We start from the raw sequence: 25,780 nt of genomic DNA on the forward strand, positions 1-25,780 counted from the left end.
TCATATCCTTTGTCCTAATTGATGGATGACACTTGCCTTCCAGGTCGTGAAATCGCCCTGCTCGATATGTTTTCTTGCGTCGCCGACGAGTCGCAGGTAGAACGCCAGATTGTGAATGCTTGCTATCTGCATGGCAAGCAGTTCCTGTGCCTTGAATAGATGGTGCAGATAGGCTTTTGTGTGAAGTCGGTCTATCTCGCAGCCGTCGGCATCAATGGGTGAGAAGTCTTTTTCCCATTTTTTGTTGCGCATGTTCATCGTTCCTTGATAGGTGAAGAGCATGGCGTTGCGTCCGTTGCGTGTCGGCATCACACAGTCGAACATATCCACTCCTCGCTCTATGGCTTCGAGAATGTTCTGCGGCGTTCCTACTCCCATCAGATAGCGGGGCTTGTCTTTGGGGAGAATAGCATTCACCACTTCTATCATTTCGTACATCACTTCTGTCGGTTCGCCGACTGCCAGTCCTCCAATGGCATTTCCGTCTGCACCTTTGTCGGCAACAAACTTCGCCGCCTCACTTCGCAAGTCTTTGAACGTGCAGCCTTGTACGATGGGGAACAGGCTTTGTTCGTATCCGTACAACGGTTCGGTCTCGTTGAATCGTTTGATGCACCGGTCAAGCCACCGCTCGGTCAATCCGAGGCTTTTCTTGGCATATTGATAGTCGCTCTGTCCCGGTGGGCATTCATCGAGCGCCATCATAATGTCGGCGCCGATAATCCGTTCCGTATCCATCACGTTTTCAGGGGTGAAGATGTGTTTCGACCCATCAATGTGTGAACGGAACTCGCATCCTTCTTCGCGCAGTTTCCGGATTCCAGTGAGCGAAAACACCTGAAAGCCTCCGGAGTCTGTCAATATGGGTTTATCCCATGTGTTGAACCGATGCAGTCCTCCAGCCGATTTCAGAACGTCCAGACCCGGTCGCAGATACAGGTGATAGGTGTTTCCCAGGATGATTTGCGCCTGCACTTGTTCCGTAAGTTCGGAGAAGTGAACGCCTTTGACCGACCCGCATGTTCCGACAGGCATGAAGATGGGTGTCTTTATCTGACCATGCACGGTGGTAATCAGTCCCGTTCTGGCGTCAGATGCTTTGTCTGTATGTTGCAGTTCGAATGTCACTTGTCTTTTTCCTCTTCCTCTATGTCCAACTTGATGGGGTGCTTAACTTTCTCGTTTGTCAGGGCAAATTTCCATACGTCTTGTATGTTCTCGACGTAGTGGAACTCAATGCCGTTGAGATACATGGCAGGTATTTCGTCAATATCTTTCTTGTTGTCTTTGCAGATGACGATATCTGTAATGCCAGCCCTCTTGGCTGCGAGAATCTTCTCTTTGATGCCTCCGACGGGCAGCACTTTTCCGCGCAGGGTGATTTCGCCTGTCATGGCTGTATTCTTGCGCACCTTCCGCTGGGTGAGTGCCGAAGCGATAGAGGTGGCGATGGTGATACCTGCCGACGGACCGTCTTTCGGGGTGGCGCCTTCCGGCACGTGGATGTGGATATTCCATTGGTCAAACAGGCGATAGTCTATCTTCAGGATATCTACATGAGCTTTGATGTATTCCAGCGCGATGACTGCCGATTCCTTCATCACGTCGCCGAGATTTCCGGTGAGGGTCAGTTTCGAGCCTTTGCCTTTGCTGAGCGATGTCTCGATAAAGAGAATTTCTCCGCCAACGCTCGTCCATGCCAGTCCGGTGACCACTCCGGCATAGTCATTTCCTTGATAGATGTCGCGATAGAATGGCGGTTTGCCCAGCAGTCCCTCTATCTTGTCTGCAGATATTTTGCTGAATGAAACGTCTTTGTTGAGTGCAATCTGGAATGCGATTTTCCGGAAAGCTTTGTTGATTTGCTTCTCCAACAGGCGGACACCGCTCTCCCGCGTATATTGCTCAATGATTTTCTCGATGGCTCCTTTGTTGAACGAAGGTTTTTCCTTGAGTTGGTTCAAACCGGTGTTCTCAAGTTCGCGTGGTATGAGGTGCCGCTTGGCTATCTCGATTTTCTCTTCCGTAATGTAGCCGCTCACTTCGATAATCTCCATGCGGTCGAGCAGTGGGCGTGGAATGGTGTTGAGGTCGTTGGCGGTAGCGATGAACATGACCTTCGAAAGGTCGTAATCCACGTCAAGGTAATTGTCGTGGAATGCGTTGTTCTGTTCAGGGTCGAGCACCTCGAGCAGGGCAGACGCAGGGTCGCCATGGATGGTGTTCTGTGTCACCTTGTCTATCTCGTCGAGTATGAAGACGGGGTTGGACGAGCCGGCTTTCTGGATGCTCTTGATGATACGTCCAGGCATGGCACCGACGTATGTGCGGCGGTGTCCGCGTATTTCGCTCTCATCGTGCAGACCGCCCAATGACACACGCACGTATTTGCGGTTCATTGCCGAGGCGATGCTCTTTCCCAGACTCGTCTTTCCGACTCCCGGAGGTCCGTACAGACAGAGGATGGGCGATTTCAGGTCGCCTCTGAGTGCGAGCACTGCCATGTATTCGAGTATGCGCTCTTTCACTTTCTCCATTCCGTAGTGGTCGCGGTTGAGAATGCGTTCTGCACGCTTGATGTTCAGGTCGTCTTCGGTGTATTCGCCCCAAGGCAGGTCAACCATCGTTTGCAGATAGTTCATCTGTACGCTGTATTCCGGACCTTGCGGATGCAGCATGTCCAGTTTCTCCAATTCCTTGTGGAACACTTTTTCCACTTCCTCCGACCATTTCTTTCCTTTCGCTTTCTCCAAAAGTTCCATCCGTTCGGGCGAACCTTCTCCGTTGCCCAACTCCTCTTTGATGTTTTTTATCTGTTGCTGGAGAAAGTATTCCCGTTGCTGTTCATCGATGTCTTCTCGTGTTTTTGAACGGATGTTTTGTTTCAGGCGGAGCAACTGCAATTCCTTGTTGAGAACTTTCAATACGCCGAACACGCGCTCTTTCATGCTGCTGAACTCGAGAAGTTTGACTTTGTCGCGGATGCTGAATGGCATGTTCGCACACACAAAGTTCACAGAAACAATCGGGTTGCTGATGTTCGTTATGGCAAACTGCGACTCGTCTGGGATTTCCTCGTTCTCGTGCACATATTCTATCGTTGTCTTGTTTAAGTCTTCGACAGCTGCGGCATATTCCGCATCGTTCGGTTCGGGAAAGGCTTCCACTGCAAGTGATGTCCTGCCTACGAGATAGGGACGGGTTCTTTTCAGTTCATGCAGTTGGCAGCGTCCCAGTCCTTGCACGATGACGGTCACATTCTTGCCGGGTCCGGGCATGTCAAGCACTTTGAGTAATTTAGCATATACACCATACTCAAAGAGGTCGCTGCTTATGGGATGGTCAATGTTGGCATCGCGCTGACAAAATATGGCAAAGACAACATTCTCATGCTGTTGCAGATAGTTAATCAGGTTCAGACTGTTGGCACGCCCTACGAGAATAGGGGAGATGATGCCGGGAAAGAGCACCATGTTTCGGGTCGCCAGAATGGGCGTTTCTTCAGGAGGCTCAATCTTGAAAAGATTATTCACATCACCTTCATAGTCAACAATCATCTGGAATGTATTGTTCTTTTCTTTGTTCATCTTCTTCGTATCCTGTTATGATTTTTTTGAGCGACAAAGTTACTGCAAAGTATAGAGAATACAAAATAAAAGTTGCTTTATTTTTCCCTATGACAAGCGCTTTGAAGCTATTACGCGACAAAGTTACTCAATAAAAACGAGAAAACGGAAATGCGACCGAATATTTAGGGATTTTCAACATTCTGTCGCCTGTTTCGGCTGCCTATGGATAGAAGGCGTGAGGGGGTAGGGGGAGGTGGGCGTTTCCTCCTGTCGTGAATTTGTCTCGTTTTTATTTCGTGTTTTCTATACTTTGCAGTAACTTTGTCGCAGTAAATGGGTTTCACGATGTCTAACGATTACTTCAAGTTTCAGCAATTCACGGTCAGGCAGGGTGCGTGCGCGATGAAAGTGGGTACCGATGGCGTGCTGCTGGGGGCATGGGCTGCCGGCGGTCGGCAAATCTTGGATATCGGAACGGGGACGGGACTCATCGCCTTGATGATGGCACAGCGTTTTCCTGATGCTCGCGTGACGGGGATAGATATTGATGACGTGGCATGCAGGCAGGCAATGGAAAATGTGTCTGATTCGCCTTTTTCGGAGCGTATGGAAATAAATCATGTCGGTGCATTGGATTTTATGTGTGAAAAGGGAGGAGGGGCTCTCGTGGAAGGTCATGGGAAAACGGCGTTCTTTGATTCGATAGTCTCCAATCCGCCTTATTTCAACCATTCGTTGAAGAATCCGGACATGGCGCGCAGGACGGCTCGACATACTGACACGTTGACTTATGCGGATTTGTTCAAGGCAGTCTCGCGTCTGCTGACGGACGACGGGGTGTTTTCCTCAATCATACCTTTCGATTGTCTTGCGGATTTTCAGGACGAGGCGCGGCTGGCAGGTTTGTTTCAGACGCGAATATGTGCGGTGCGCACTATACCACAAAAGGCTCCGCGGCGCTATCTGTTGGCATTCTCCAAGCATCCCGTGCTGGAACTGGAGCGTACGGAAGCGGTGTTGGAAGGGGAGAACCATAGGCGGTCGGAATGGTATGAAAACTTGACTTCGGGGTTCTACCTCAAACCGTCGCAGGGATAGGCTTTCCTTGAAAGCACGAAGCAGGGAAGAGGCATGAGAAAACAGCGAGGAGTTCAACCTTTTTTGGGTGAACTCCTCGCCGTTTTTAGTGTTTGTCGTTTTCCTCTTTCATGTCGATAAACTGCCGCTTATCGTCGTAGAACTCGTATTGCAGGAATCCGAGTTTCTGCGAGGAGATGACATGCACGCCCAACCCGTATTTCATCTGCCATCTTCGTTTCAGGCTGATAAAGCCTTGGTTGATGAAGGCTGCGACGTAGGGGTGTACGTGCAAATAGAATTTCTTGATGCCGATCTTGTTGACCATGTTGTCAATTTTACTCTCAAGTTGGTCTGTGAAAAGAATGCTCGATTTAATCTTTCCACTTCCGAAGCAGCTCGGACAGGTCTCCTCTACATTGACATCGACTGCCGGACGTACTCGCTGACGGGTAATCTGCATCAGTCCGAACTTCGACAAGGGGAGGATGTTGTGCCGGGCGCGGTCGGTCTGCATGTTCTTGCACATGCGCTCATAGAGGATTTGCCGGTCTTCCGCCTTGTTCATGTCGATGAAGTCAACGACGATGATTCCGCCCATGTCGCGAAGGCGCAGCTGTCGTGCCAATTCGTCGGCAGCTCCTAAGTTCACTTCGAGGGCGTTGGCTTCCTGACCGTTTTCCGAGCGCGTGCGGATTCCGCTGTTGACGTCAACCACGTGCATGGCTTCGGTGTGTTCAATGATGAGATATGCTCCCTTTTTGTAGTTGACAATCTTTCCGAAACTGGACTTCTGTTGTTTCGTGATGTTGAAATTGTCGAAGATGGGAGTGTTGCCTGTGTAGAGCTTCACTATATTCGCCTTTTCAGGGGCTATGAGTGAAATATAGTGCTTCACCTCATTGCAGACTTCCTCATTGTTCACATAAATGTTCTCATAAGTAGGGTTGAAGAGGTCGCGGAGCATGGCTACCGCTCTTCCTGTCTCTTCAAACACCAGCTGCGGACGGGTTTCCGTCTTCTGAACTTTGGTGATGGCGTCTTCCCAGCGCTTCAAAAGCACTTTCAGTTCAGAGTCGAGTTCTGCCACACGTTTTCCCTCGGCAACAGTTCTCACGATAACGCCGAAGTTCTTGGGCTTGATGCTCTGAATGAGTTGTTTGAGGCGGGCACGCTCTTCGCCGCTCTTGATTTTTGAAGAGACTGATACTTTATCGTTAAAGGGGATGAGCACAATGTTTCTTCCGGCAAAACTGAGCTCACCCGTAAGTCGTGGACCTTTCGTCGAAATAGGTTCCTTTACAATTTGCACCATCACTTCCTGACCGACCGTAAGGGTTGTGGCAATGTTGCCGTCTTTCGGCAGGTCGGGAAGGCGTGACGCCTTGGAGAATGGATAAAGTTTCTTCTTGTCGCTCCCTACTTGTTTGAGATACTTCGCATAAGAGTTAAACTGATTCCCTAAGTCAAGGTAGTGAAGAAAGGCATCTCGTTCAGAGCCCACATCTACAAAACAGGCGTTCAGACCAGGCATGATCTTACGCACCTTCGCAATGTAGATGTTGCCGACAGAGAATGATGCCGAACGCGGTTCCGACTGATACTCAACGAGGTTCTTGTCCTCCATGAGCGCAATCGAAATGTCCTTGTCCTGCACATCAATTACTACTTCGCTAGTCATGTTCCTTTGATTAAACTTAGTGAATGAATACCAAAAAGGGCATGCCAATCGGCTTACTCAAAAAGCCGTTTGGCATACCTCTCAGTCGGAAAGACTGACTTGACAAGATTTACTTGTTCTTATGTCTGTTCTTTCTTAGTCTTTTTTTACGCTTGTGAGTAGCCATCTTGTGGCCCTTCTTCTTTTTTCCGTTTGGCATAATAATAAAGTCGTGTTATGTTAATAAAATAAATATTCTTACCTGCTCCTAACGTTCTTATTCACCCTTCATCTTGCTGACAAAACTCTTGGCGGGTTTGAAACTGGGAATGTCGTGGGCAGCAATAGTAATTGTCGTGTTCTTCGAAATGTTGCGAGCTGTTTTCTCTGCTCTGTGCTTCACAATGAAACTACCGAAACCACGAAGGTAAACATTCTCTTTCTCAAGTAAACTGTTCTTAATCACTTCCATCAGTGACTCAACCGTGATAGATACATCCTTCTTGGGAATACCTGTCTGGTTGGAAATCTCGTTGATAATTTCTGCTTTTGTCATATTCTTAGCTTGTTTTATTGTAATGATTATTTTATATCATCCCATTTGGGTGTGCAAATATACAAGTTTTTGCTGTGATACCGAAATTTATTTTGTTTTTTTTGCGCAAACAGACCTTTTTTCTTTTTAGAAATGCTTAATATACACCTATTTATCTCCGCAAAAGCCCCAAATGAATCAGCAGAATTATAGTTCGAAAAACGCCTTCCCCCGTAAGCAGCGATACCATCGCTGCACGAACCCCTTCAAAAAAACGACAGGAAGCTTCGTGCGAAGCTCCCTGCCACTTACTCAATCGGAAAAGAGAATTTAATACTCCATGACGGGGTCCAGTGCTTTTGCCTGGTCAATCATGTCTTGAATCTCTTTCAAGCTGGGCACGCGTCCCACGAGATGCTTCTCTCCGTTCACTTCTTCTAGTTTCGGCTGGAGGTTTTCCGCAACCCGGTGGCGGAACTCCTTCACCGTATCAACACCAGCAGCCTCAAGCAGTTCAGAGAACTGAGGACCAACACCGTCAATACGCATCAGGTCGGCATGGTTCGCCCATGTCAAAATCAGTTTACCGGAGATTCCGGTCTCCTCTTCAAGCGCCTTACGCCCTGCAGGCTTGGCACATTTTTCCAACAACTGCTTGTCGGTCTCAATACCAGCAGCAAGCAACTTCTCTGCATAAATAGGACCGATGCCTTCAATGTCAATAATCTTGTAAATCATAAGCGTTCTTATTTAGTTTAATAAAAAAATACTTACGCAAAGATACATAAAATGGTTCAAAAAAGAGAAATAACTTAGGGATTATAATATATTTTAACGTTCTGTTCTTAATAATCCTCCCCAAAACGTAAGACCCCATTACGCTATTTGTCGCTTTATATTCATGGCATTTCCGTGTGTCAACAGAGCGGCATCTTCCTGTTTCTAATCCCTTTCCTCCTTCTTTATCTGTTCTTTATGCGCCATCCGTTCTGCAGTTCTGCACTGTTCATTCGGCGGTCCTGCACCTTTCGTTCCCCGAAAGTTCCTCCGTCGTTGACCAATCTCGTACGACTTTGCTATGCAATCTCGTACGAGTTTGGTATGCAACTTCGTACGACTTTGGTGTGCAATCTCGTACGAGTTTGGTATGCAACTTCGTACGAGTTTGGTTAATGAAAGTTCCCCTTTCGCCCAACGTCCCTTGCGTTTTCTGCCGACGCTCGCTGCAATATCCTCTGATTATCTGGTGGTTATGAGGATTTGTTCCGTTGCAGTCTTTTCCTTTTTCGTGCAGGCTGGTATGCTGTCCGCCACAGGTTGTCAACCTTGGGGTAGGGGTGGCTTGGTGTGTTCGCCTGTTTTATTGGGTCGGTTTCCCTTTCCCCTTTTTTCTTCTTTCGCGCGCGTTATATATAATAATGTGTGTTTTTCGTTTTATTTTCTTTTTTCCCTGTCGTTATTCCTTGCTTTCATTATTTTTTTTTATTTTTCCGAAAAAAAGTCCGTAAAAAGTTTGCTGTTTCGGAAAATAGTGTTACCTTTGCACTCGCTTTCGCCCATTTTCGGGTGTCAGCCTTCCGGTTTTTTTCCGGTTGCACAGAAAGAGTTCTTTGAAAGTTTTCCATAGACGAGGAAGTAGTACGGGACGTCCCTTTGCCCTTTGGGCGCTGGAGACGTTGTGACGAACCGTCAATTCATCCGCCCCTTTGTGGGGCGGTCCGATACTACCGGACAGGCGTTCTGAGACAGATTATTCGGTGCGCGCTTGTTTCCCTTCCCGCTTTTCCCTTTGTGGGTCTTGCGGTCTTTTGGGATATGGCGTGTCATCGTCGATATTTTTTTTTACAATGTAGAGTTTGATCCTGGCTCAGGATGAACGCTAGCTACAGGCTTAACACATGCAAGTCGAGGGGCAGCATGACGAGAGCTTGCTCTTGTTGATGGCGACCGGCGCACGGGTGCGTAACGCGTATCCAACCTTCCCCCTGCCAGGGAACAGCCCGTTGAAAGACGGATTAATGCCCTATGTTGTGCGAAGATGGCATCAGATTTGCACGAAAGATTTGATCGGCATGGGATGGGGATGCGTAGGATTAGGTAGTCGGCGGGGTAACGGCCCACCGAGCCGTCGATCCTTAGGGGTTCTGAGAGGAAGGTCCCCCACACTGGTACTGAGACACGGACCAGACTCCTACGGGAGGCAGCAGTGAGGAATATTGGTCAATGGGCGTAAGCCTGAACCAGCCAAGTAGCGTGCAGGATGACGGCCCTATGGGTTGTAAACTGCTTTTATAGGGGGATAAAGTGAGGTATGCATACCTTTTTGCATGTACCCTATGAATAAGGACCGGCTAATTCCGTGCCAGCAGCCGCGGTAATACGGAAGGTCCGGGCGTTATCCGGATTTATTGGGTTTAAAGGGAGCGTAGGCTGGATGCTAAGCGTGACGTGAAATGCCGTGGCTCAACCATGGCACTGCGTCGCGAACTGGTGTTCTTGAGTATGCAGGAGGCAGGCGGAATTCGTGGTGTAGCGGTGAAATGCTTAGATATCACGAGGAACTCCGATTGCGAAGGCAGCTTGCTGCTGCTTTACTGACGCTGAAGCTCGAAGGCGCGGGTATCGAACAGGATTAGATACCCTGGTAGTCCGCGCGGTAAACGATGGATGCCCGCTGTTTGCCATTTATTGGTGAGCGGCCAAGCGAAAGCGTTAAGCATCCCACCTGGGGAGTACGCCGGCAACGGTGAAACTCAAAGGAATTGACGGGGGCCCGCACAAGCGGAGGAACATGTGGTTTAATTCGATGATACGCGAGGAACCTTACCCGGGCTTGAACTGCAGCAGAACGATTCAGAGATGATGAGGTCCTTCGGGACTGCTGTGGAGGTGCTGCATGGTTGTCGTCAGCTCGTGCCGTGAGGTGTCGGCTTAAGTGCCATAACGAGCGCAACCCCTTTCCATAGTTGCCATCAGGTTATGCTGGGCACTCTGTGGATACTGCCGCCGCAAGGTGGAGGAGGGTGGGGATGACGTCAAATCAGCACGGCCCTTACGTCCGGGGCTACACACGTGTTACAATGGGCGGTACAGCGAGTTGGTGTCTGGTGACAGTCATCTAATCCTGAAAGCCGTTCCCAGTTCGGATCGGGGTCTGCAACCCGACCCCGTGAAGCTGGATTCGCTAGTAATCGCGCATCAGCCATGGCGCGGTGAATACGTTCCCGGGCCTTGTACACACCGCCCGTCAAGCCATGAAAGCCGGGGGCGCCTGAAGTCCGTGACCGCGAGGGTCGGCCTAGGGTGAAACCGGTGATTGGGGCTAAGTCGTAACAAGGTAGCCGTACCGGAAGGTGCGGCTGGAACACCTCCTTTCTGGAGATGGATGCCTGTTTTTTATGGTATGTATATTTATATATTGTATGGTTTTGTCCATCCCGCTACTTTTCCTGTCTATCGGATATTATTGAGAGAGGCGAGGCTGGGCGCTGTTCCCGCTCGGATACCATCACGGAGTCCTATAGCTCAGTTGGTTAGAGCGCCACACTGATAATGTGGAGGTCGGCAGTTCAAGTCTGCCTGGGACTACACATGGGCGAGAGCCAATGTGTACCAGGTAGCAAGTCTGCCTGGGACTACACATGGGCGAGAGCCAATGTGTACTAGGTAGCAAGTCTGCCTGGGACTACGCGAGTGTTAATTGAGAATTGACAATTGACAATTGACAGATATGTTGACTTGACATACCACTAGTAATCATATTTATCAATTATGAATTATCAATTATCAATTATTCCAGTCACGGGGGATTAGCTCAGCTGGCTAGAGCACCTGCTTTGCAAGCAGGGGGTCAACGGTTCGAATCCGTTATTCTCCACTTGTCCGTCGGTATCTTGGTTTTTTCGCGTTTCCGCGGTTTGCGCTGCGGTTCGTGTTGTCCGGATATCCTATGGAATCGTTCTTTGACATATTGACACAGGCAAGACTGTAAGTAGATTGAATCAACAACAATACAATTTTGACAGCCAGAAGTATATGCCTGCCGTGCTTTGTCGGCTTTCCTGCTTTTGCGGGTTAGTCTTTCAGAGTATCGTGCAGTGCGGAGATAAAGCGAGCAAGGGCGCACGGTGGATGCCTTGGCTCACGGAGGCGATGAAGGACGTGATAAGCTGCGATAAGCTGCGGGTAGGTGCAAATGACCATTGATCCGCGGATTTCCGAATGGGACAACCCGGCCGTCTGAAGGACGGTCATCCTTACGTATTTTGTAAGGAGGCGAACCGGGGGAACTGAAACATCTTAGTACCCCGAGGAAGAGAAAATAACTGAATGATTCCCCCAGTAGTGGCGAGCGACCGGGGAAGAGCCCAAACCGGGCGTGTGCTTTGCGCATGTCCGGGGTTGTAGGACCGCGCTGTGGTATGTGTATTGCGAGAAGAAGGATCTGGAAAGTTCCGTCAGAGAGGGTGATATCCCCGTATTCGTAGCAATGCATGGCCTAGCGGTATCCTGAGTAGCGCGGGACACGAGTAATCCTGCGTGAATCTGCCGGGACCATCCGGTAAGGCTAAATACTCCCGTGAGACCGATAGTGTACTAGTACCGTGAGGGAAAGGTGAAAAGCACCCCTGGCAGGGGAGTGAAATAGTTCCTGAACCCGTGCGCCTACAAGCGGTCGGAGCATGTTTTTGCATGTGACGGCGTGCCTTTTGCATAATGAACCTACGAGTTGCCGTCGCCGGCGAGGTTAAGCGTCACGAGACGCGTTATCCGCAGTGAAAGCGAGCCTGAACAGGGCGTTTAGTCGGTGGTGGCAGACGCGAAACCGAGTGATCTACACATGGCCAGGGTGAAGTTCCGGTAACACGGAATGGAGGCCCGAACGGATAAGCGTTGAAAAGCTTCCCGATGAGTTGTGTGTAGGAGTGAAAGGCCAATCAAACTCGGAGATAGCTCGTACTCCCCGAAAGGCATTTAGGTGCCGCGTCGCGTGTTTCGCGTGAGAGGTAGAGCGACCGATAGGATGCGAGGGCTTCACCGCCTATCAAGTCCTGACGAACTCCGAATGCTCACGCGTAGTAGCGCGGCAGTAAGGGCGCGGGTGCTAAGGTCCGTGCCCGAGAGGAGAAGAATCCGGACCGCCGTCTAAGGTCCCCGAGTGCTGCCTGAGTTAGTCTAACGAAGTCCGGTCCCCGTGACAGCCAGGATGTTGGCTTGGAAGCAGCCATTCATTCAAAGAGTGCGTAACAGCTCACTGGTCGAGGGTCCGGGCGTGGATAATAATCGGGTATAAGGCAGCCACCGAAGGCGCGGGATAGTATATTGATTTATAGTATCGGTAGGGGAGCATTCCGTGTGCGTTGAATGGTGTACGTGAGTTATCCTGGAGCGCACGGAAACGCAAATGTAGGTATAAGTAACGATTAGGGGCGTGTGATCCGCCCCCGCCGCAAGACCGAGGTTTCCCGGGCGATGCTGATCAGCCCGGGGTCAGTCGGGTCCTAAGGCTCAGCCGAGTGGCGAGGCCGATGGCTTCACGGTCAACATTCCGTGACTTCCCCCATGAGCGATGTGGTGACGGAGCAGTGGAACCGCCGCGCACTGCCGGAGTAGTGCGTTGAAGGGTGTAGGCGCCGATGCGTATAGGCAAATCCGTACGCAGAGCCGACCCTGAGAGTACCGTCGTCCCTTTTGGGACGGTGGATAGTGTGGGTAATCATACTCCCGAGAAAACCCGCTAAGCGTTAATTGTGTGGGAACCCGTACCGCAAACCGACACAGGTGGTCGTGTAGAGTATACTGAGGCGTTGGGTGATTCATGGTTAAGGAATTAGGCAAACTGACCCCGTAACTTCGGGAGAAGGGGTCCTCACTTTATTGTGAGGCGCAGAGACCAGGTCCAGGCAACTGTTTATCAAAAACACAGGGCTGTGCAAACTCGAAAGATGACGTATACAGCCTGACACCTGCCCGGTGCCGGAAGGTTAAGAGGAGATGTCAGCCCTTTGGGTGAAGCATTGAATTGAAGCCCCGGTAAACGGCGGCCGTAACTATAACGGTCCTAAGGTAGCGAAATTCCTTGTCGGGTAAGTTCCGACCTGCACGAATGGTGTAATGATCCGGACGCTGTCTCAACCATGAGCCCAGTGAAATTGTAGTATCGGTGAAGATGCCGATTACCCGCGATGGGACGAAAAGACCCCGTGAACCTTTACTGCAGCTTAGCACTGGACTTGGTCGCCGGATGTGTAGGATAGGCCGGAGACTTTGAAGTAGGTACGCCAGTATTTATGGAGTCATCCTTGAAATACGGCCCTTCCTGCGCCTGAGTCCTAACGCGTGTTTTTATGCGGACACTGCTTGGTGGGCAGTTTGACTGGGGTGGTCGCCTCCAAAAGCGTAACGGAGGCTTCCAAAGGTGCCCTCTGGCCGTTTGGTAACCGGCCGTTGGAGTGTAATGGCACAAGGGCGCTTGACTGGGAGGCAGACATGCCGAGCAGGCAGGAAACTGGGGCATAGTGATCCGGTGCAAGTGTATGGAAACTGCATCGCTCAAAGGATAAAAGGTACTCCGGGGATAACAGGCTGATCCCCCCCAAGAGCTCATATCGACGGGGTGGTTTGGCACCTCGATGTCGGCTCGTCACATCCTGGGGCTGGAGAAGGTCCCAAGGGTTGGGCTGTTCGCCCATTAAAGTGGCACGCGAGCTGGGTTCAGAACGTCGTGAGACAGTTCGGTCTCTATCTATCGCGGGCGTTGGAGTCTTGAGCGGGTCTGGCACTAGTACGAGAGGACCGTGTTGGACAGACCTCCGGTTTACCGGTTGTGCCGCCAGGTGCACCGCCGGGTATCCGCGTCTGGTAAGGATAAGCGCTGAAAGCATCTAAGTGCGAAGCCATCCGCGAGATGAGGGCTCCTTTGAGGGTCGTCCGAGACGAGGACGTTGATAGGAGGCAGGTGTAAAGACGGTGACGTCAAAGCCGAGCCTTACTAATTGCCCGAACGCTTTTTTCCGTTGTGGCATGTTCTTCTGTCTGTCGTGATGTGCCGGCAAGTATGCCGGCGTATGAATACAGTGTGTATTGTTATGGCAGTTCCTTCTGCTTGTCGTTTTGCCTGTGCATGATGTCAATCGTATATGTCGCGATGTCGTGTTGTGGTGTTGGCGTTATTCCGTTATACCGTTATATCGTTATTACGCCTTTCGTTATGACGCTATCGTTCACGATGATTTGTCGGCAGAGAGATTTATGGCGGTTATTGCGGCGGTGTCCCACCTCTTCCCATTCCGAACAGAGCAGTTAAGCCCGCTTGCGCCGATGGTACTGCAATGCAATGCGGGAGAGTAGGTGGCTGCCGTTTTTTTGAATTTATTTTTGAGGCGGGTGTTCCTGACTGGAGCACCCGCCTTTTTTGTTGGCAAGGGGTAAGGCTGTTCTATGAGTACAGGAGCTGATTATATAATAAGAAAGGATAAACAGAAAGAGGGTAAGCCTTTTATGGGGCATACCCTCTTAACTGACGAAGCTCTTAATTAAGATTGAATATGTTTGATAGAACATATATGAGTATTACCACTCAAAAGTGAAAACCACTTTTTGGGGCTCATTTAGTATCTCATTTAGTATCTTTTTCTTGTCCGTTCTCGTTAACTTAGTGCCGTCAAGCTTCTCTAAGTCATAAGTATAGTCTATTACGACCTCTGTTGGTAGTTCAATAGATTCAGTTTCCCCAGACTTTGTCTTTTTTGTATAATTAGAAAACGCCCAAGTGAATGTACTTTTTTTGACAAAATTCAAACCATCACCATCATATTCATATCTTGTTCCCGATTCGTAACAAGTATTAGGTAAGAACGAGCATGGAAGCCCTAGGAGGCCTGCATAATAGAGAAGAGTGGCAGGATTGAAATCCAAAAGCATATCTACCATGATACCGGAATTATTAAATATGGGGTTCTCGAGGTTGCAATAATAGGAACGCGTTAAATAATGTCCAAAAGCATGTGAAGGGATTACATCATAATCTCTGAATAGAAGGTTGCCTATGCTTGGTTCATGTACTTCTATGTTCGGATATGTACGGGAAAGCAATTGATCCTGATTGAAATAGTTGTCACCATGTGGAGAAGAGATGGATATAATATGATGTTCTTCATCATAATTGAAGACGTATCCTCCGTATCCTCTGGCAGTTTCTATATCCAAAGCCCATTTGGCAAATCCCTCTTTATTTAGGACTAATCGGGTGTCTGTTCCATATTTTCCTCCATCTTCTTCAAATTCTTCCATGAAGCGTTTTATCGAATAATTGATGATGGCAATTTGTCCTATATCGTTCCCTTTAAATCCTATATATCCGTCTTTGAAAAGTCCATAATTCATAATAGGTGTTTCTATGCCATACGCAAAATGGACGGTATCTCTTCCATTTATGATTTGCTGAACGAGGTTGTAATTGATCTCTTCATCTTCAGTAGACCATAATTTGAACTTCATGTCCAAAAAAAGGCTGTCTTTTCCTTTATGGTCCGTGGCATAGCCTTTGATGTTTTTCGGAAGACCATAGGGAAAAATGCGTTCCAAATTGATAATAATTTCAGAACTTTCGTCATCTTTGTTTTGACTGAACACGTTGTTGTTAGCTGTTAAGACAAACAACAATAGAAATAAAATCTTTTTCATAATTTCCTTGATATTAAATGGTTTGAAAGTATTAGTCGTAAATATATTTTGTAGTCTGGTATTTAATAGAAGACAGTGTTGTTCCTTTTCCATTCCCATACTCATAAGAATACTCGTATTCATGTACTTCACATTTCACAGGAAGCCCTTTTTCGTTTAATGTCCATTTAAAGATTTTGCGTGTTTCACTGTGATCGCCACCGTGGTAATGAGAATATGTAGCAATGGGTAGTTTTCTGTTTGGATTCCCGAGTAGTCCAGCTAAAGCAAGATAGATGTCCTTTCCGTCTTCCAAAATGATAAAACCGTTATTGTCGTATTCCTGATAAGGATTGGTGTTTGTATACTCTTTCCAAAATTTATCAGCATAGAACTCTTTAAACTGTTTCTCTGACACTTCTTCGCAAAAAGTATTTTTGGTCTTTGTTATATCATTCGTGTTGTAACAAAACTTTGTAATATAGGGACCGTCGGAATCCACATAACAATCAGTAATACATCCATCGTTATAAGAAAATCGTGGAAGTTCATTATATTGGCCGTCGTAAGGGGCAATGGTTGTATGTCTTAATTTTAAATTAAGGGAATTATCGTAAGATAATTTCTCTTGGTCGAAATAAATAGTCTCGTCATCAATAGTTCTATCGTAGCGCATAACCTTATTCACTTCTTCTGCCAGTCCATGATTGTTGCATTTGATGAAAGCTGTAGAAGAGTCTGGATATGTCACAATAAAATCACCTACGGCTGGCTGGCTAAACACGACTTCGCCAATCTTTCCGCTTTTTATTTCAGCTTCTTCTATTGTTATAGTGTATGCGACCGCTGATTCTGAAGCATCAGAATTCTTGTATTTCTCAAAGATTTTCACTTCAGGCTCAATAATAATCTTCTTGGGAATACCATTAGGATAGACGTTTTTAATATGTTGTTGTAAATTAACCCTGTCGTTCTGTGCAGAGACAGTCTGCATGCTCAGAGTTGTGATGATACCGATGATACCAAGGATTTTGATACAATTTTTCATAATCTTTATTTGTTGTGCCTTTCTCTATCCCCAGCGGTTGGGCGGTTAAACTTTTGGATAAAGACATGAAAAAGCGTGGGGACTAATGCACCACTTCTTCATTGGAGGTCCTGAGAAAACCCTTAAGCACGAATGTAATGATAGATACCCACGCCAGTTTGCGTGGAAACTATTATACTTTTCTTGTGCTTAATAGAAATTTCTCAGGTTCCCAATGACAAGATGAGCATAACGCTTCTTTTCCTCGATGTCTTGGACACATATTTATATATATCCATTTGCAAAGATATGGAAAAAGAGGAAAAGTTCCAAATATGAATGCAATAATTTTGCGGGGAGATGAAAAATAGTTTGTATGGTTAAATAAAAGTATTTTTTTGTGACGGTTTATTACTTTTTTCGTATATTTGCATTCGGTATGTATAGGATTCGAAGGCTATTTGTGTGGCTTCGTCGTTCCCGATACAGTCGTGGTTTCGGCGTGCAGTCGCCCTTTGCTTACGGATTTGTCCGTTATGTCGTGAATGAGCATTATCCGTATTATGCTTATGAGCGACTGATGCGGCAGATGCCGGATATCGGCAAGAAAGCGCATAAACTGGGACGCCTGTACTTCAGGATAGTAAACTGGAAGCAGCCTGAAGTCGCTCTGAGTTTTGGTGGCGAGCAGGATTCTTTTCGTGCCTATGCCACGGCTGGGCGTCGTGCTGTGCGGGTGGTGAGCGTGGATTGTTCTGCGTTGATGACCGAAGTGGAGAAGGAACTTCTTGCATTGGCGGGCGTGGTGAGTTTCATCCGTGTGGTGCCGGAGGGCGGTTATAAGGAGTTTTGTGAGCGGATACTGGCTGGTGCGCATGAGATGAGTGTTTTGGTCGTGGAACAGATACATCGTGATGCGTCGATGTTCAGATATTGGAAAGAACTGTGTGCTCATGAGACTGTGACGGTGGCGTTCGATTTATATTATTGTGGCGTCATCTTGTTTGAGAAGAAACATTATAAACAATATTATAAGATAAACTTTTAAACATTAACGACTATGAAGATAACAAAGGTTTATACTAAGACCGGTGATGAGGGATTGACCAGTCTTGTCGGCGGTTATCGTGTGAAGAAGACAAATTCCCGTATTGAAGCGTACGGAACGGTGGATGAACTGAGTGCCAACCTTGGTCTGCTCACGTCTTGGATGAAAGACGGTGATGACAAGGAGTTGATTGTCCGGGCGCAGCGCAATCTTTTTACGATTTCTTCGTATCTTGCCACGGATCAGTCGAAGACACCGGTCGGACCTTCTTATATGCTTCCGATAGAAGAGGTGGAGTTGCTGGAAGAAGAGATTGACGCCATCAACTCAAACATTCCTCCTCTCACCTCATTCCTGTTGCCTGGTGGCAGCCACGAGGCGGCGATATGTCATGTGTGCAGAACGGTTTGCCGTCGTGCAGAGCGCCGTATATTCTTCCTTCACGAGACATCGCCCGTGTCAAGGGAAATCCTTCAATACATGAATCGCCTGTCCGACTATTTGTTTGTTTTGGCGCGCAAATTGAATTTTGTTGATGGCGTGCGTGAAAAAATTTGGAAGAAGCCTTGATTATATAATAAAAATTACTACATTTGCACGCTAATTGTTAAACGTAATAATTTTTAGACTATGTATTGGACATTAGAATTGGCTTCTAAATTAGAAGATGCGCCATGGCCTGCAACGAAGGAAGAGCTTATCGACTACGCTATTCGTTCAGGTGCGCCTCTTGAGGTTCTTGAAAATCTTCAGGAGATAGAAGATGAGGGTGATGTCTATGAAAGTATCGAAGATATCTGGCCCGACTATCCCACCAAGGAAGACTTCCTTTTCAACGAGGATGAGTATTAGGACTTAGAAATAAGCGATATGGCATTTGAGCTGTGTCGCTTATTTTTTTGTTGAGTCGTTTGTCGTCTTGTATATTTATGCAAGGGTGGAATGGTTGAGGGGTGTTTTGTAAACTTCTGTATTTCAAGATGTTAAGTGGTGCTTTTCAAAAGTTCAACTTTTAGCTTGCAAAAGTTGAACTTTTAGGCGATGAAAGTTGAACTTTCAGGACGCAAAAGTTGAACTTTTGGAAAGTGAAAGTTCAACTGCATATTTATACGTCCTTTCCTGTATGTTTATGCGGGCGTATTTTGTCGGTAATTTGTCAGCGTGTTTCGTCTGTGATTTGTCAGCGTTTTTTGTATTCGGCGGGTGTCATTCCCGTCAGCCGTTTGAAATATTTGCAGAAGAAAGAGGGGTTGGGGAAGTTCATCTCGTCCGAGATTTGTGCTACTGTCTTTTCCGTGTGTTTCAGTTCAACCTTGATGCGTAGGATGATGGCGCGGTCAATCCATTCCTTGGCGGTGATGCCGCTGGTCTGTCGGATGATGGTGCCGAGATAGCGTTCGGTGAGGCACATCTTGGACGCGTAGAATTTGATTTGGTGTTCTTGTGCGGCATGTAGGTTGACCAGGTAGATGAAGCGGTCGAAGATGGTCTGCTCGCGCGACTTGCTTGCCTGTTGCTGTTCGTTCAGCCGATGATAAAGGCTGTCGTAATGGTGCATCAATGCCGCTACGAGGCTGCTGGCGACAGGGCGGTTGTAGTCTTGTTGGTGAACCAGTTGCCAGAGCGTGTCAATGATGTTTCGGGCAGTGTCGAAGTCTGTTTTATCGACCTTCAGTTGGAAGTCGCGCACCTGTCCGTTGAATGCTGACGGTAATTGTCCGGCAGCAAAGGGCATGGGGAATTGGGAGAAGATGACCATCCCGGTGATTTCGAGGTCGTCGGAAATGGCGATGGGGTTGATGATGGTGCCAGGTCCGATGAATACGAGCGTACCGGCTTCCAACTGTTTCTCCACCAGATTGAAGTTGACGCGGATATGCCCGCGCAGTATGAGCCCGAGGCGGTAGTCGTCGATAGCGAAAGGCGGATGCTGTTGCATGACCAGCTGAAAAACCCGTGAGTTGGCATGAACGATTCCCAGCTCACGGCTGAAATAAATCTGTTCACGTATCTGCGCGAAGTGGGGTTCAAAGATGTCGTGCATCCGTGAGAAGTTCATCAGTTTCGGTTGTCTGTCCATAAGGCTTTGTTGTCGAAATTGCGTCGCAAAGATAATAAAATTCTGCAAAATGGTATTCTTTTTGTACGTAAATCGAACAAAAAGAACATTTTCCCATTTGTAAAGATAGTGCTGCTTCGGAATCTTCATGTTACCTTTGCACCGATGAAATCAAAATAAGAACGACGTATGAAGAAACTATTCGTAATCATGGCTTTGTTGCCTGTGATGGCAGGTGCGCAGTCGCTGGAGGAATGTCAGCAGGCAGCAGAGCGCAACTATCCTCTCATCAGGCAATATGGACTGATAGCGCAGACGACAGAATTGACGGTGAGCAACATCCGGAAAGGCTGGCTGCCGCAGGTGTCGGCTTCGGCACAGGCCACGCTGCAGAGCGATGTGGTGTCGTGGCCCGAGCAGATGCAATCGGTGTATCAGCAAATGGGGCTTGATATGCGCGGGCTCAGGAAAGACCAGTATCGTGTCGGCATTGATGTGCAACAGATGGTGTTCGACGGCGGCGCAATCAGCAGTCAGAAGAATATTGTGCGCGAGCAGGGCAAGGTGCAGGAAGCTCAGAACGAAGTGACCATGTATCAGGTGCGGCGCAGGGTCAACGAGATGTACTTTGGGCTGTTGCTGTTGGACAAACAGATACAGTTGAACCATGATTTGCAGGAGGTGCTGGCAGCCAACGAGCGAAAGCTGTCGTCGATGTATGAACGCGGTACGGCGGCAAAGAGCGATTACCAAACCGTGAAAGCCGAGCGGCTGAATGTGGTGCAGCAGGTTTCGAGCCTTCAGGCACAGCGGAATGCGGTGGCAAGAATGCTGAGCATGTTCTGCGGGCTGGAAGTGAAAGAGCTGGAAAAACCACAGGCGACTTCGTCGGGCATGCAGTCGGCAGGACAACGCCCGGAGCTCAAGTCCATCGATGCGCAATTGCGGCTCGCCGATGCCCAAGAGAAGGCGCTTGATGCTGCGCTCATGCCGAAGCTGTCGGTGTTCGTTCAGGGATATTACGGCTATCCGGGATATAACATGTTCGAAGATATGATGTCTCATCGTTGGTCGTGGAATGGTTTGATAGGGGCGCGGCTCTCGTGGAATATCGGTGCCCTCTATACCCGGAAGAACGATAAGGCGAAAATACAGTTGCAGCGCGACATGGCAACGACCAACCGCGACGTGTTCCTCTTCAACAATCAGTTGGAACAGATACGGCAGAATGAAGACATAGAGCGCTATCGCCGGCTGATGGCTTCCGACGAGGAGATTATCGCCTTGCGCTCCTCCGTCCGTAAGGCTGCCGAGTCGAAGCTGGCGCATGGCATCATCGACGTGAACGATCTTGTTCGCGAAATCAATAATGAGAACGCCGCGCGCCTGCAGATGTCCGTCCACGAGATTGAAATGCTGAAAGAGATGTATGACCTGAGATTTACAACCAACAACTAAGTTCAAGATATGAAAAGGATTTTTGCCATTGCAAGTGTAGCCGTCGTGCTGGCAGCTTGCGGAAAAACGGAAAAAGAATACGACGCAACAGGCACGTTTGAGGCTACTGAAACTACCGTTTCGGCAGAACAAAGCGGTGCTTTACTGATGTTCAACGTCAATGAGGGTGATGCGATAGAGGCAGGACGCGAAGTGGGGTTGATAGACACCACCCAGATATGGCTGAAGATTCGCCAGGCGGAAGCCACGAAGACGGTGTATCAGAGTCAGAAACCAGACATGGAAAAACAGATAGCCGCCACACGCCAACAGTTGGTTAAGGCGCGACAAGAGCAACGGCGCTATCAGGAATTGGTGAACGACGGAGCCGCTCCCAGCAAGATGCTCGACGATGCGAAGAGTCAGGTGCAGGTGCTCCAGCGGCAGCTTGACGCCCAGATTTCCGCTCTCTCCACGCAGCTTTCGACGCTCAACTCCCAGCGCTCTGCGGTCGATGTCCAAGTCAGTCAGCTCAGGGACCAACTGCAGAAATGCCACGTCGTGGCTCCGACGGCAGGCACCGTCTTGGAGAAATATGTGGAGCGTGGTGAGTTCGTAGCCGTTGGCAAACCGCTGTTCAAGATGGCAGACACACGCAAGATGTTTCTCCGCGCCTATGTCACCTCGTCTCAGTTGCAAGACATGAAAGTGGGGCGTCGGGTGAAGGTGTTTGCCGATTATGGCGATGGTCAGCGGAAGGAATACGGCGGCACCGTCGTGTGGATTTCTTCCCGTTCGGAGTTCACGCCCAAGACGATTCTGACAGACGACGAGCGCGCCGACTTGGTGTATGCCGTGAAGATTGCCGTCGAGAGTGACGGATATATTAAAATAGGTATGTACGGCGAAGTGAAGCTGTAGTCATGAATGCCATCGAAGTAAACGGAATCAGCAAGCGGTACGGACGGGTGCAAGCGTTGCACGACGTGTCATTGACGGTGGGGAAGGGCGAGGTGTTCGGCATCATCGGTCCCGACGGTGCCGGCAAGACGACGCTCTACCGCATTCTCAGCACGTTGCTCTTGCCGGATGGTGGGAATGCCTTGGTGGACGGTTACGATACAATCCGGCAGATGGGGGAAATCCGGAAGCGAGTGGGGTATATGCCCGGACGCTTCTCACTCTATCAGGACTTGACGGTGGAGGAGAATCTGAAGTTTTTCGCCACCCTTTTTGGCACTACCGTTGAGGAAGGCTACGACAGCATTCGTGCCATCTATTCGCAGATAGAGCGTTTCCGCAACCGGCGGGCAGGAGCATTGTCGGGCGGCATGAAGCAGAAGCTGGCATTGAGTTGTGCATTGGTACATTCGCCGAGCGTGCTTTTCCTTGACGAACCGACGACGGGAGTTGACCCCGTGAGCCGCAAAGAGTTGTGGGAGATGCTGCTCATGCTGAAGGAACGGGGCATCACGATTGTGGCTTCCACGCCCTATCTCGATGAAGTGCGCTGTTGTGAGCGGGTGGCATTCCTCGACCAAGGAAAGATTCGTGGCATTGACTCGCCCGAAATCATTCTCGACCGCTTCGCAGAGATATTCAATCCGCCGGGATTAGCGCGACAGAACGAGACGAAAGTAGAAGACGAAAACGTCATCGAGGTCTCACATTTGGTGAAGGCTTTCGGTACATTCCATGCCGTTGACGACATCTCGTTCACGGTCAGGCGCGGTGAGATTTTCGGTTTCCTCGGAGCCAACGGCGCAGGCAAGACCACCGCCATGCACATGTTGACAGGACTCAGTCAGCCGACGAGCGGTACGGGGCGCGTATGTGGCTATGACATCCGTACGGAATATGAGCAGATCAAGCGTCATATCGGCTACATGTCGCAGCGCTTCTCGCTCTATGAAGACCTGACTGTCGCCGAAAACATCCGGCTTTTTGCGGGAATCTACGGAATGGACGATTCCACCATACGTACAAAGACGGACGAGCTCTTGCACCGTCTCCAGTTCGAAGCCCACAAAGACGACCTCGTCTCGTCGCTGCCCCTTGGTTGGAAGCAGAAGCTGGCGTTCTCCGTGAGTATATTCCATGAGCCGGGCGTCGTGTTCCTGGACGAACCGACGGGAGGCGTAGATCCTTCCACGCGTCGCCAGTTCTGGGAACTCATCTACGATGCTGCCCGTCGTGGCATTACCGTCTTCGTGACCACCCACTACATGGACGAGGCGGACTATTGCGACCGCATCTCCATCATGGTGGATGGGAAAATCAGCGCTCTCGGCACGCCCGACGAGTTGAAGACGCGTTTCAGTCAACCCGATATGGATCATGTCTTCACCTATCTTGCGCGTCAGGCAACAAGGTCTTCAGATTAACAGTCACTACGGCTAAAAAGGATATTAAGCTTATGCGTCAATTCATGTCATTCGTCATCAAGGAAGCCCGCCATATCGTGCGCGACAAGCGGACGATGCTCATTCTCTTCGGTATGCCGACGGTGATGATGCTCCTGTTCGGCTTTGCCATCTCGACCGACGTGCGGAATGTGCGGACGGTGGTGGTCACGTCGCAGATGGACCATCAGACCCAGGCAGCCGTTGAGCGCCTTTCGGCTTCCGAATATTTCACGATTACCGCCGCCGTTGCCACTCCTCGCGATGCTGAGCGGATGATTCGCCATCAAGAGGCTGACATGGCTGTCGTGTTCGGGAAAGATTTTGCTGCCAAGAAGTCGGGTGTCCAGTTGATTGTCGATGGCGCCGATCCGAACATGGCGCAGCAATGGGCAACCTATGCGCAGCAAGTCGTTGCCAATCCGTCGTCGTCAGTTGTCAATTCGAAGATGCTCTATAATCCGCAGATGCGTTCTGCGTACAACTTTGTGCCTGCCATTATGGGCATGTTGCTGATGCTCGTCTGTGCGATGATGACATCTATCAGTATTGTGCGCGAGAAGGAGCGTGGCACGATGGAGGTGCTGCTCGTGTCGCCGGTCCGTCCGCTGATGGTGATTATAGCCAAGGCGGTTCCTTATCTGGTGCTGGCTTTCACCATTCTCGTCGTCATTCTGCTGATGGCGCACTATGTGCTCGACGTGCCGCTTGTCGGTTCGTTGTTCTGGATTGTCGCTGTCTCCACATTATATATATTATTGGCGCTCTCGCTGGGGTTGCTCATTTCGAATGTCGCGCGGACGCAGCTCGTGGCGTTGCTCTTGTCGGCGATGGTGTTGCTGATGCCTGTGGTGATGCTGTCGGGCATGATGTTTCCTGTGGAGTCGATGCCGCAAGTGTTGCAATGGGGGGCTGCCGTCGTTCCTCCGCGTTATTACATTGATGCCATGCGTAAGCTGATGATTATGGGAGTGGGCATCGGTGAGGTGGTGAAGGAGGTTGCCATACTTGCAGGAATGACTTTCCTGTTTCTTTCCGTCGCCATCGCCAAGTTCAAGAAGCGGTTGGAGTAATGAAGAAAAGCGATATAACGTCATCACGTCATCACGAAATAACGAAAATAATAACAATGCTAAGACATCTCATCCGAAAAGAGTTCCTTCAGATCAGGCGCAATGCTTTCCTGCCACGGCTCATCGTTGCGTTTCCCGTTGTCATTATGTGTGTCATGCCGTGGGTGATGCAGATGGAGGTGAAGAACATTCGCGTCGATGTGGTTGACAACGACCGCTCGACTGCCAGCCAGCGCCTCGTTCACGCCATTGAGCAGAGCCGCTATTTCATCTTTGGCGGGCAGAAATCCAGTTACCGGCTTGCCCTCTCCGAAGTGGAGAAGGGGAGGAGCGACGTGGTGCTGGTCATTCCGAAGGACTACGGGCGTGACCTCGTCAAGGGCAGATTGCCGCAGGTGCTCATTGCCGCCAACGCCGTGAACGGCACGAAGGGGTCGATGGGCAGCGCATACCTTTCGCAGATTGTCGTTTCTTCGGTCTCCGTTCCCTCCGCTGCGTCTTTGCCCTCGGTGCTCGTTCTCTACAATAAGGGTCAGAATTACAAGCTCTTTATGATTCCCGCCCTTCTCGCTATCGTGATGATGCTCATGACGGGCTTTCTGCCTACGCTCAACATCGTGGGCGAGAAGGAGGCTGGAACCATCGAGCAAATCAACGTCACGCCCGTCCCGAAGTGGGCGTTCATCCTTGCCAAACTGATTCCCTACTGGCTCATTGCGCTCTTCGTCATCACCGTGTGTCTGCTGTTGGCGTGGCTTATCTACGGCATCGCGCCCGCCGGTCCGCTCTGGCTCATCTACGTGTTGGCGATGCTGCTTGCGCTGTTCTTCTCCTCGTTCGGGCTTATCGTGTCCAACTATAGCGACACGATGCAGCAGGCAGTCTTCGTGATGTGGTTCTTCGTGGTGTGCATCATGCTGCTCAGCGGACTTTTCACGCCGACGCGTTCCATGCCACAATGGGCGTACATGACCACCTATGTCAATCCGATGCACTATTTCATCGACGCCATCCGCACCGTCTTCGTTCGCGGAGGCTCCTTCTCAGCGGTCGCCCACCAGCTTGCCGCCCTCCTCGCCATCGGCATTTTCATGGCAGTCTGGGCGGTGCGGAGCTATAAGAAAAACAGCTGAAGCGTGAACGCCGCGCTCCGCCGTAGCGAACACTGCGTTCCGCACTGTTAAACGTAGCGCCTCGCTCTGTTAAACGTAGCGCCCCGCTGTGTTGAG

The 25,780-nt window shown here is 49.5% G+C and carries 18 protein-coding genes, 2 tRNA genes and 3 rRNA genes; 14 read left to right on the plus strand and 9 right to left on the minus strand.

What is annotated here, in order from left to right; genetic code table 11:
• The gene (tgt, locus tag GRF55_RS04650) at nt 1–1,128 is read right to left on the minus strand and encodes a tRNA guanosine(34) transglycosylase Tgt (protein ID WP_220369365.1); all 1,128 of its coding nucleotides are present in this window, start codon (nt 1,126–1,128) and stop codon (nt 1–3) included.
• The gene (gene lon / locus GRF55_RS04655; RefSeq protein ID WP_220369366.1) at nt 1,125–3,587 is read right to left on the minus strand and encodes an endopeptidase La; all 2,463 of its coding nucleotides are present in this window, start codon (nt 3,585–3,587) and stop codon (nt 1,125–1,127) included. The genes tgt and lon overlap by 4 nt, the downstream gene beginning before the upstream one ends.
• A 327-nt stretch (nt 3,588–3,914) precedes the next feature.
• Between lon and GRF55_RS04660 the strand changes: the two genes are divergently transcribed.
• Complete coding sequence (locus tag GRF55_RS04660) at nt 3,915–4,667, plus strand: tRNA1(Val) (adenine(37)-N6)-methyltransferase (RefSeq protein ID WP_220369367.1); 753 nt, start codon at nt 3,915–3,917, stop codon at nt 4,665–4,667.
• A gap of 85 nt (nt 4,668–4,752) precedes the next feature.
• Here the strand turns inward: GRF55_RS04660 and GRF55_RS04665 are convergent, their stop codons facing one another.
• From GRF55_RS04665 to GRF55_RS04680, 4 genes are all read right to left on the minus strand, one after another.
• A complete protein-coding gene (locus GRF55_RS04665; RefSeq protein WP_220369368.1) occupies nt 4,753–6,327 on the minus strand; it encodes an Rne/Rng family ribonuclease in 1,575 nt (524 codons plus the stop codon).
• Nucleotides 6,328–6,583: 256 nt separating this feature from the next.
• Nucleotides 6,584–6,880: an HU family DNA-binding protein gene (locus tag GRF55_RS04670; RefSeq protein WP_255563859.1), complete on the minus strand. Its 297-nt coding sequence runs from the start codon at nt 6,878–6,880 to the stop codon at nt 6,584–6,586.
• Between the two features lie 291 nt (nt 6,881–7,171).
• Nucleotides 7,172–7,579, minus strand: coding sequence for a DUF4332 domain-containing protein (locus GRF55_RS04675; protein WP_220369370.1), 408 nt, complete (start codon nt 7,577–7,579; stop codon nt 7,172–7,174).
• A 951-nt stretch (nt 7,580–8,530) separates the two neighbouring features.
• Nucleotides 8,531–8,668 (minus strand): hypothetical protein, encoded by a 138-nt coding sequence (locus tag GRF55_RS04680; RefSeq protein WP_220368030.1) that lies wholly within the window; start codon nt 8,666–8,668, stop codon nt 8,531–8,533.
• Between the two features lie 17 nt (nt 8,669–8,685).
• Here GRF55_RS04680 and GRF55_RS04685 point away from each other — a divergent pair.
• The 5 genes from GRF55_RS04685 (at nt 8,686) to rrf (ending at nt 14,204) form a co-directional block, all read left to right on the plus strand.
• A 16S ribosomal RNA gene (locus tag GRF55_RS04685) occupies nt 8,686–10,216 on the plus strand.
• Nucleotides 10,217–10,355: 139 nt separating this feature from the next.
• Nucleotides 10,356–10,429: transfer RNA gene (locus tag GRF55_RS04690), tRNA-Ile, on the plus strand.
• Nucleotides 10,430–10,644: 215 nt separating this feature from the next.
• Nucleotides 10,645–10,718: transfer RNA gene (locus GRF55_RS04695), tRNA-Ala, on the plus strand.
• A 227-nt stretch (nt 10,719–10,945) separates the two neighbouring features.
• Nucleotides 10,946–13,856: ribosomal RNA gene (locus GRF55_RS04700) — 23S ribosomal RNA — on the plus strand.
• A gap of 235 nt (nt 13,857–14,091) precedes the next feature.
• Nucleotides 14,092–14,204 (plus strand): 5S ribosomal RNA (gene rrf, locus GRF55_RS04705).
• The 16S, 23S and 5S rRNA genes sit together here with 2 tRNA genes alongside, the layout of an rRNA operon.
• Nucleotides 14,205–14,413: 209 nt before the next feature.
• Here rrf and GRF55_RS04710 read toward each other — a convergent pair.
• Together GRF55_RS04710 and GRF55_RS04715 are read right to left on the minus strand one after the other, a co-directional pair.
• On the minus strand, nt 14,414–15,526 hold the full coding sequence (locus GRF55_RS04710; protein WP_220369371.1) for a hypothetical protein: 1,113 nt from the start codon (nt 15,524–15,526) through the stop codon (nt 14,414–14,416).
• A gap of 31 nt (nt 15,527–15,557) precedes the next feature.
• Complete coding sequence (locus tag GRF55_RS04715) at nt 15,558–16,553, minus strand: hypothetical protein (protein ID WP_220369372.1); 996 nt, start codon at nt 16,551–16,553, stop codon at nt 15,558–15,560.
• 418 nt (nt 16,554–16,971) lie between these two features.
• On the opposite strand from GRF55_RS04715, the gene GRF55_RS04720 reads away from it, so the two are divergent.
• The 3 genes from GRF55_RS04720 to GRF55_RS04730 are packed head-to-tail and all read left to right on the plus strand — an operon-like array spanning nt 16,972 to nt 18,432.
• On the plus strand, nt 16,972–17,580 hold the full coding sequence (locus GRF55_RS04720) for a hypothetical protein (RefSeq protein ID WP_220369373.1): 609 nt from the start codon (nt 16,972–16,974) through the stop codon (nt 17,578–17,580).
• A 12-nt stretch (nt 17,581–17,592) separates the two neighbouring features.
• Nucleotides 17,593–18,150, plus strand: coding sequence for a cob(I)yrinic acid a,c-diamide adenosyltransferase (locus GRF55_RS04725; protein ID WP_220369374.1), 558 nt, complete (start codon nt 17,593–17,595; stop codon nt 18,148–18,150).
• Between the two features lie 60 nt (nt 18,151–18,210).
• Entirely contained in the window at nt 18,211–18,432 is a 222-nt protein-coding gene (locus GRF55_RS04730) for a DUF2795 domain-containing protein (protein WP_094399307.1), read from the plus strand.
• A 328-nt stretch (nt 18,433–18,760) separates the two neighbouring features.
• Here GRF55_RS04730 and GRF55_RS04735 read toward each other — a convergent pair whose 3' ends face one another.
• Nucleotides 18,761–19,660, minus strand: a complete 900-nt coding sequence (locus GRF55_RS04735; RefSeq protein WP_220369375.1) for a helix-turn-helix domain-containing protein — start codon at nt 19,658–19,660, stop codon at nt 18,761–18,763.
• A gap of 168 nt (nt 19,661–19,828) precedes the next feature.
• Here GRF55_RS04735 and GRF55_RS04740 point away from each other — a divergent pair, with 168 nt between their 5' ends.
• Genes GRF55_RS04740 through GRF55_RS04760 form a run of 5 tightly spaced genes read left to right on the plus strand, consistent with a single transcriptional unit; the run spans nt 19,829 to nt 25,684 of the window.
• Nucleotides 19,829–21,097, plus strand: a complete 1,269-nt coding sequence (locus GRF55_RS04740; protein WP_220369376.1) for a TolC family protein — start codon at nt 19,829–19,831, stop codon at nt 21,095–21,097.
• Nucleotides 21,098–21,106: 9 nt separating this feature from the next.
• The gene (locus GRF55_RS04745; RefSeq protein WP_220369377.1) at nt 21,107–21,997 is read left to right on the plus strand and encodes an HlyD family secretion protein; all 891 of its coding nucleotides are present in this window, start codon (nt 21,107–21,109) and stop codon (nt 21,995–21,997) included.
• 2 nt (nt 21,998–21,999) lie between these two features.
• The gene (locus GRF55_RS04750) at nt 22,000–23,460 is read left to right on the plus strand and encodes an ATP-binding cassette domain-containing protein (protein WP_220369378.1); all 1,461 of its coding nucleotides are present in this window, start codon (nt 22,000–22,002) and stop codon (nt 23,458–23,460) included.
• Between the two features lie 32 nt (nt 23,461–23,492).
• Nucleotides 23,493–24,551 carry an ABC transporter permease gene (locus tag GRF55_RS04755; protein WP_220369379.1) on the plus strand — a complete coding sequence of 353 codons (1,059 nt, stop codon included), beginning with the start codon at nt 23,493–23,495 and terminating at the stop codon, nt 24,549–24,551.
• 56 nt (nt 24,552–24,607) lie between these two features.
• A complete protein-coding gene (locus tag GRF55_RS04760; protein ID WP_220369380.1) occupies nt 24,608–25,684 on the plus strand; it encodes an ABC transporter permease in 1,077 nt (358 codons plus the stop codon).
• Nucleotides 25,685–25,780 lie beyond the last annotated feature (96 nt).

The sequence above is a fragment of the Prevotella sp. Rep29 genome (assembly GCF_019551475.1).
Taxonomy (GTDB): domain Bacteria; phylum Bacteroidota; class Bacteroidia; order Bacteroidales; family Bacteroidaceae; genus Prevotella.

Coding starts and splice junctions, on each gene's coding strand:
- lon (WP_220369366.1), bottom strand. CDS start 3,587: ATGAACAAAGAAAAGAACAATACATTCCAGATGATTGTTGACTATGAA.
- GRF55_RS04660 (WP_220369367.1), top strand. CDS start 3,915: ATGTCTAACGATTACTTCAAGTTTCAGCAATTCACGGTCAGGCAGGGT.
- GRF55_RS04665 (WP_220369368.1), bottom strand. CDS start 6,327: ATGACTAGCGAAGTAGTAATTGATGTGCAGGACAAGGACATTTCGATT.
- GRF55_RS04675 (WP_220369370.1), bottom strand. CDS start 7,579: ATGATTTACAAGATTATTGACATTGAAGGCATCGGTCCTATTTATGCA.
- GRF55_RS04680 (WP_220368030.1), bottom strand. CDS start 8,668: ATGACACGCCATATCCCAAAAGACCGCAAGACCCACAAAGGGAAAAGC.
- GRF55_RS04710 (WP_220369371.1), bottom strand. CDS start 15,526: ATGAAAAAGATTTTATTTCTATTGTTGTTTGTCTTAACAGCTAACAAC.
- GRF55_RS04715 (WP_220369372.1), bottom strand. CDS start 16,553: ATGAAAAATTGTATCAAAATCCTTGGTATCATCGGTATCATCACAACT.
- GRF55_RS04720 (WP_220369373.1), top strand. CDS start 16,972: ATGTATAGGATTCGAAGGCTATTTGTGTGGCTTCGTCGTTCCCGATAC.
- GRF55_RS04725 (WP_220369374.1), top strand. CDS start 17,593: ATGAAGATAACAAAGGTTTATACTAAGACCGGTGATGAGGGATTGACC.
- GRF55_RS04730 (WP_094399307.1), top strand. CDS start 18,211: ATGTATTGGACATTAGAATTGGCTTCTAAATTAGAAGATGCGCCATGG.
- GRF55_RS04735 (WP_220369375.1), bottom strand. CDS start 19,660: ATGGACAGACAACCGAAACTGATGAACTTCTCACGGATGCACGACATC.
- GRF55_RS04740 (WP_220369376.1), top strand. CDS start 19,829: ATGAAGAAACTATTCGTAATCATGGCTTTGTTGCCTGTGATGGCAGGT.
- GRF55_RS04745 (WP_220369377.1), top strand. CDS start 21,107: ATGAAAAGGATTTTTGCCATTGCAAGTGTAGCCGTCGTGCTGGCAGCT.
- GRF55_RS04750 (WP_220369378.1), top strand. CDS start 22,000: ATGAATGCCATCGAAGTAAACGGAATCAGCAAGCGGTACGGACGGGTG.
- GRF55_RS04755 (WP_220369379.1), top strand. CDS start 23,493: ATGCGTCAATTCATGTCATTCGTCATCAAGGAAGCCCGCCATATCGTG.
- GRF55_RS04760 (WP_220369380.1), top strand. CDS start 24,608: ATGCTAAGACATCTCATCCGAAAAGAGTTCCTTCAGATCAGGCGCAAT.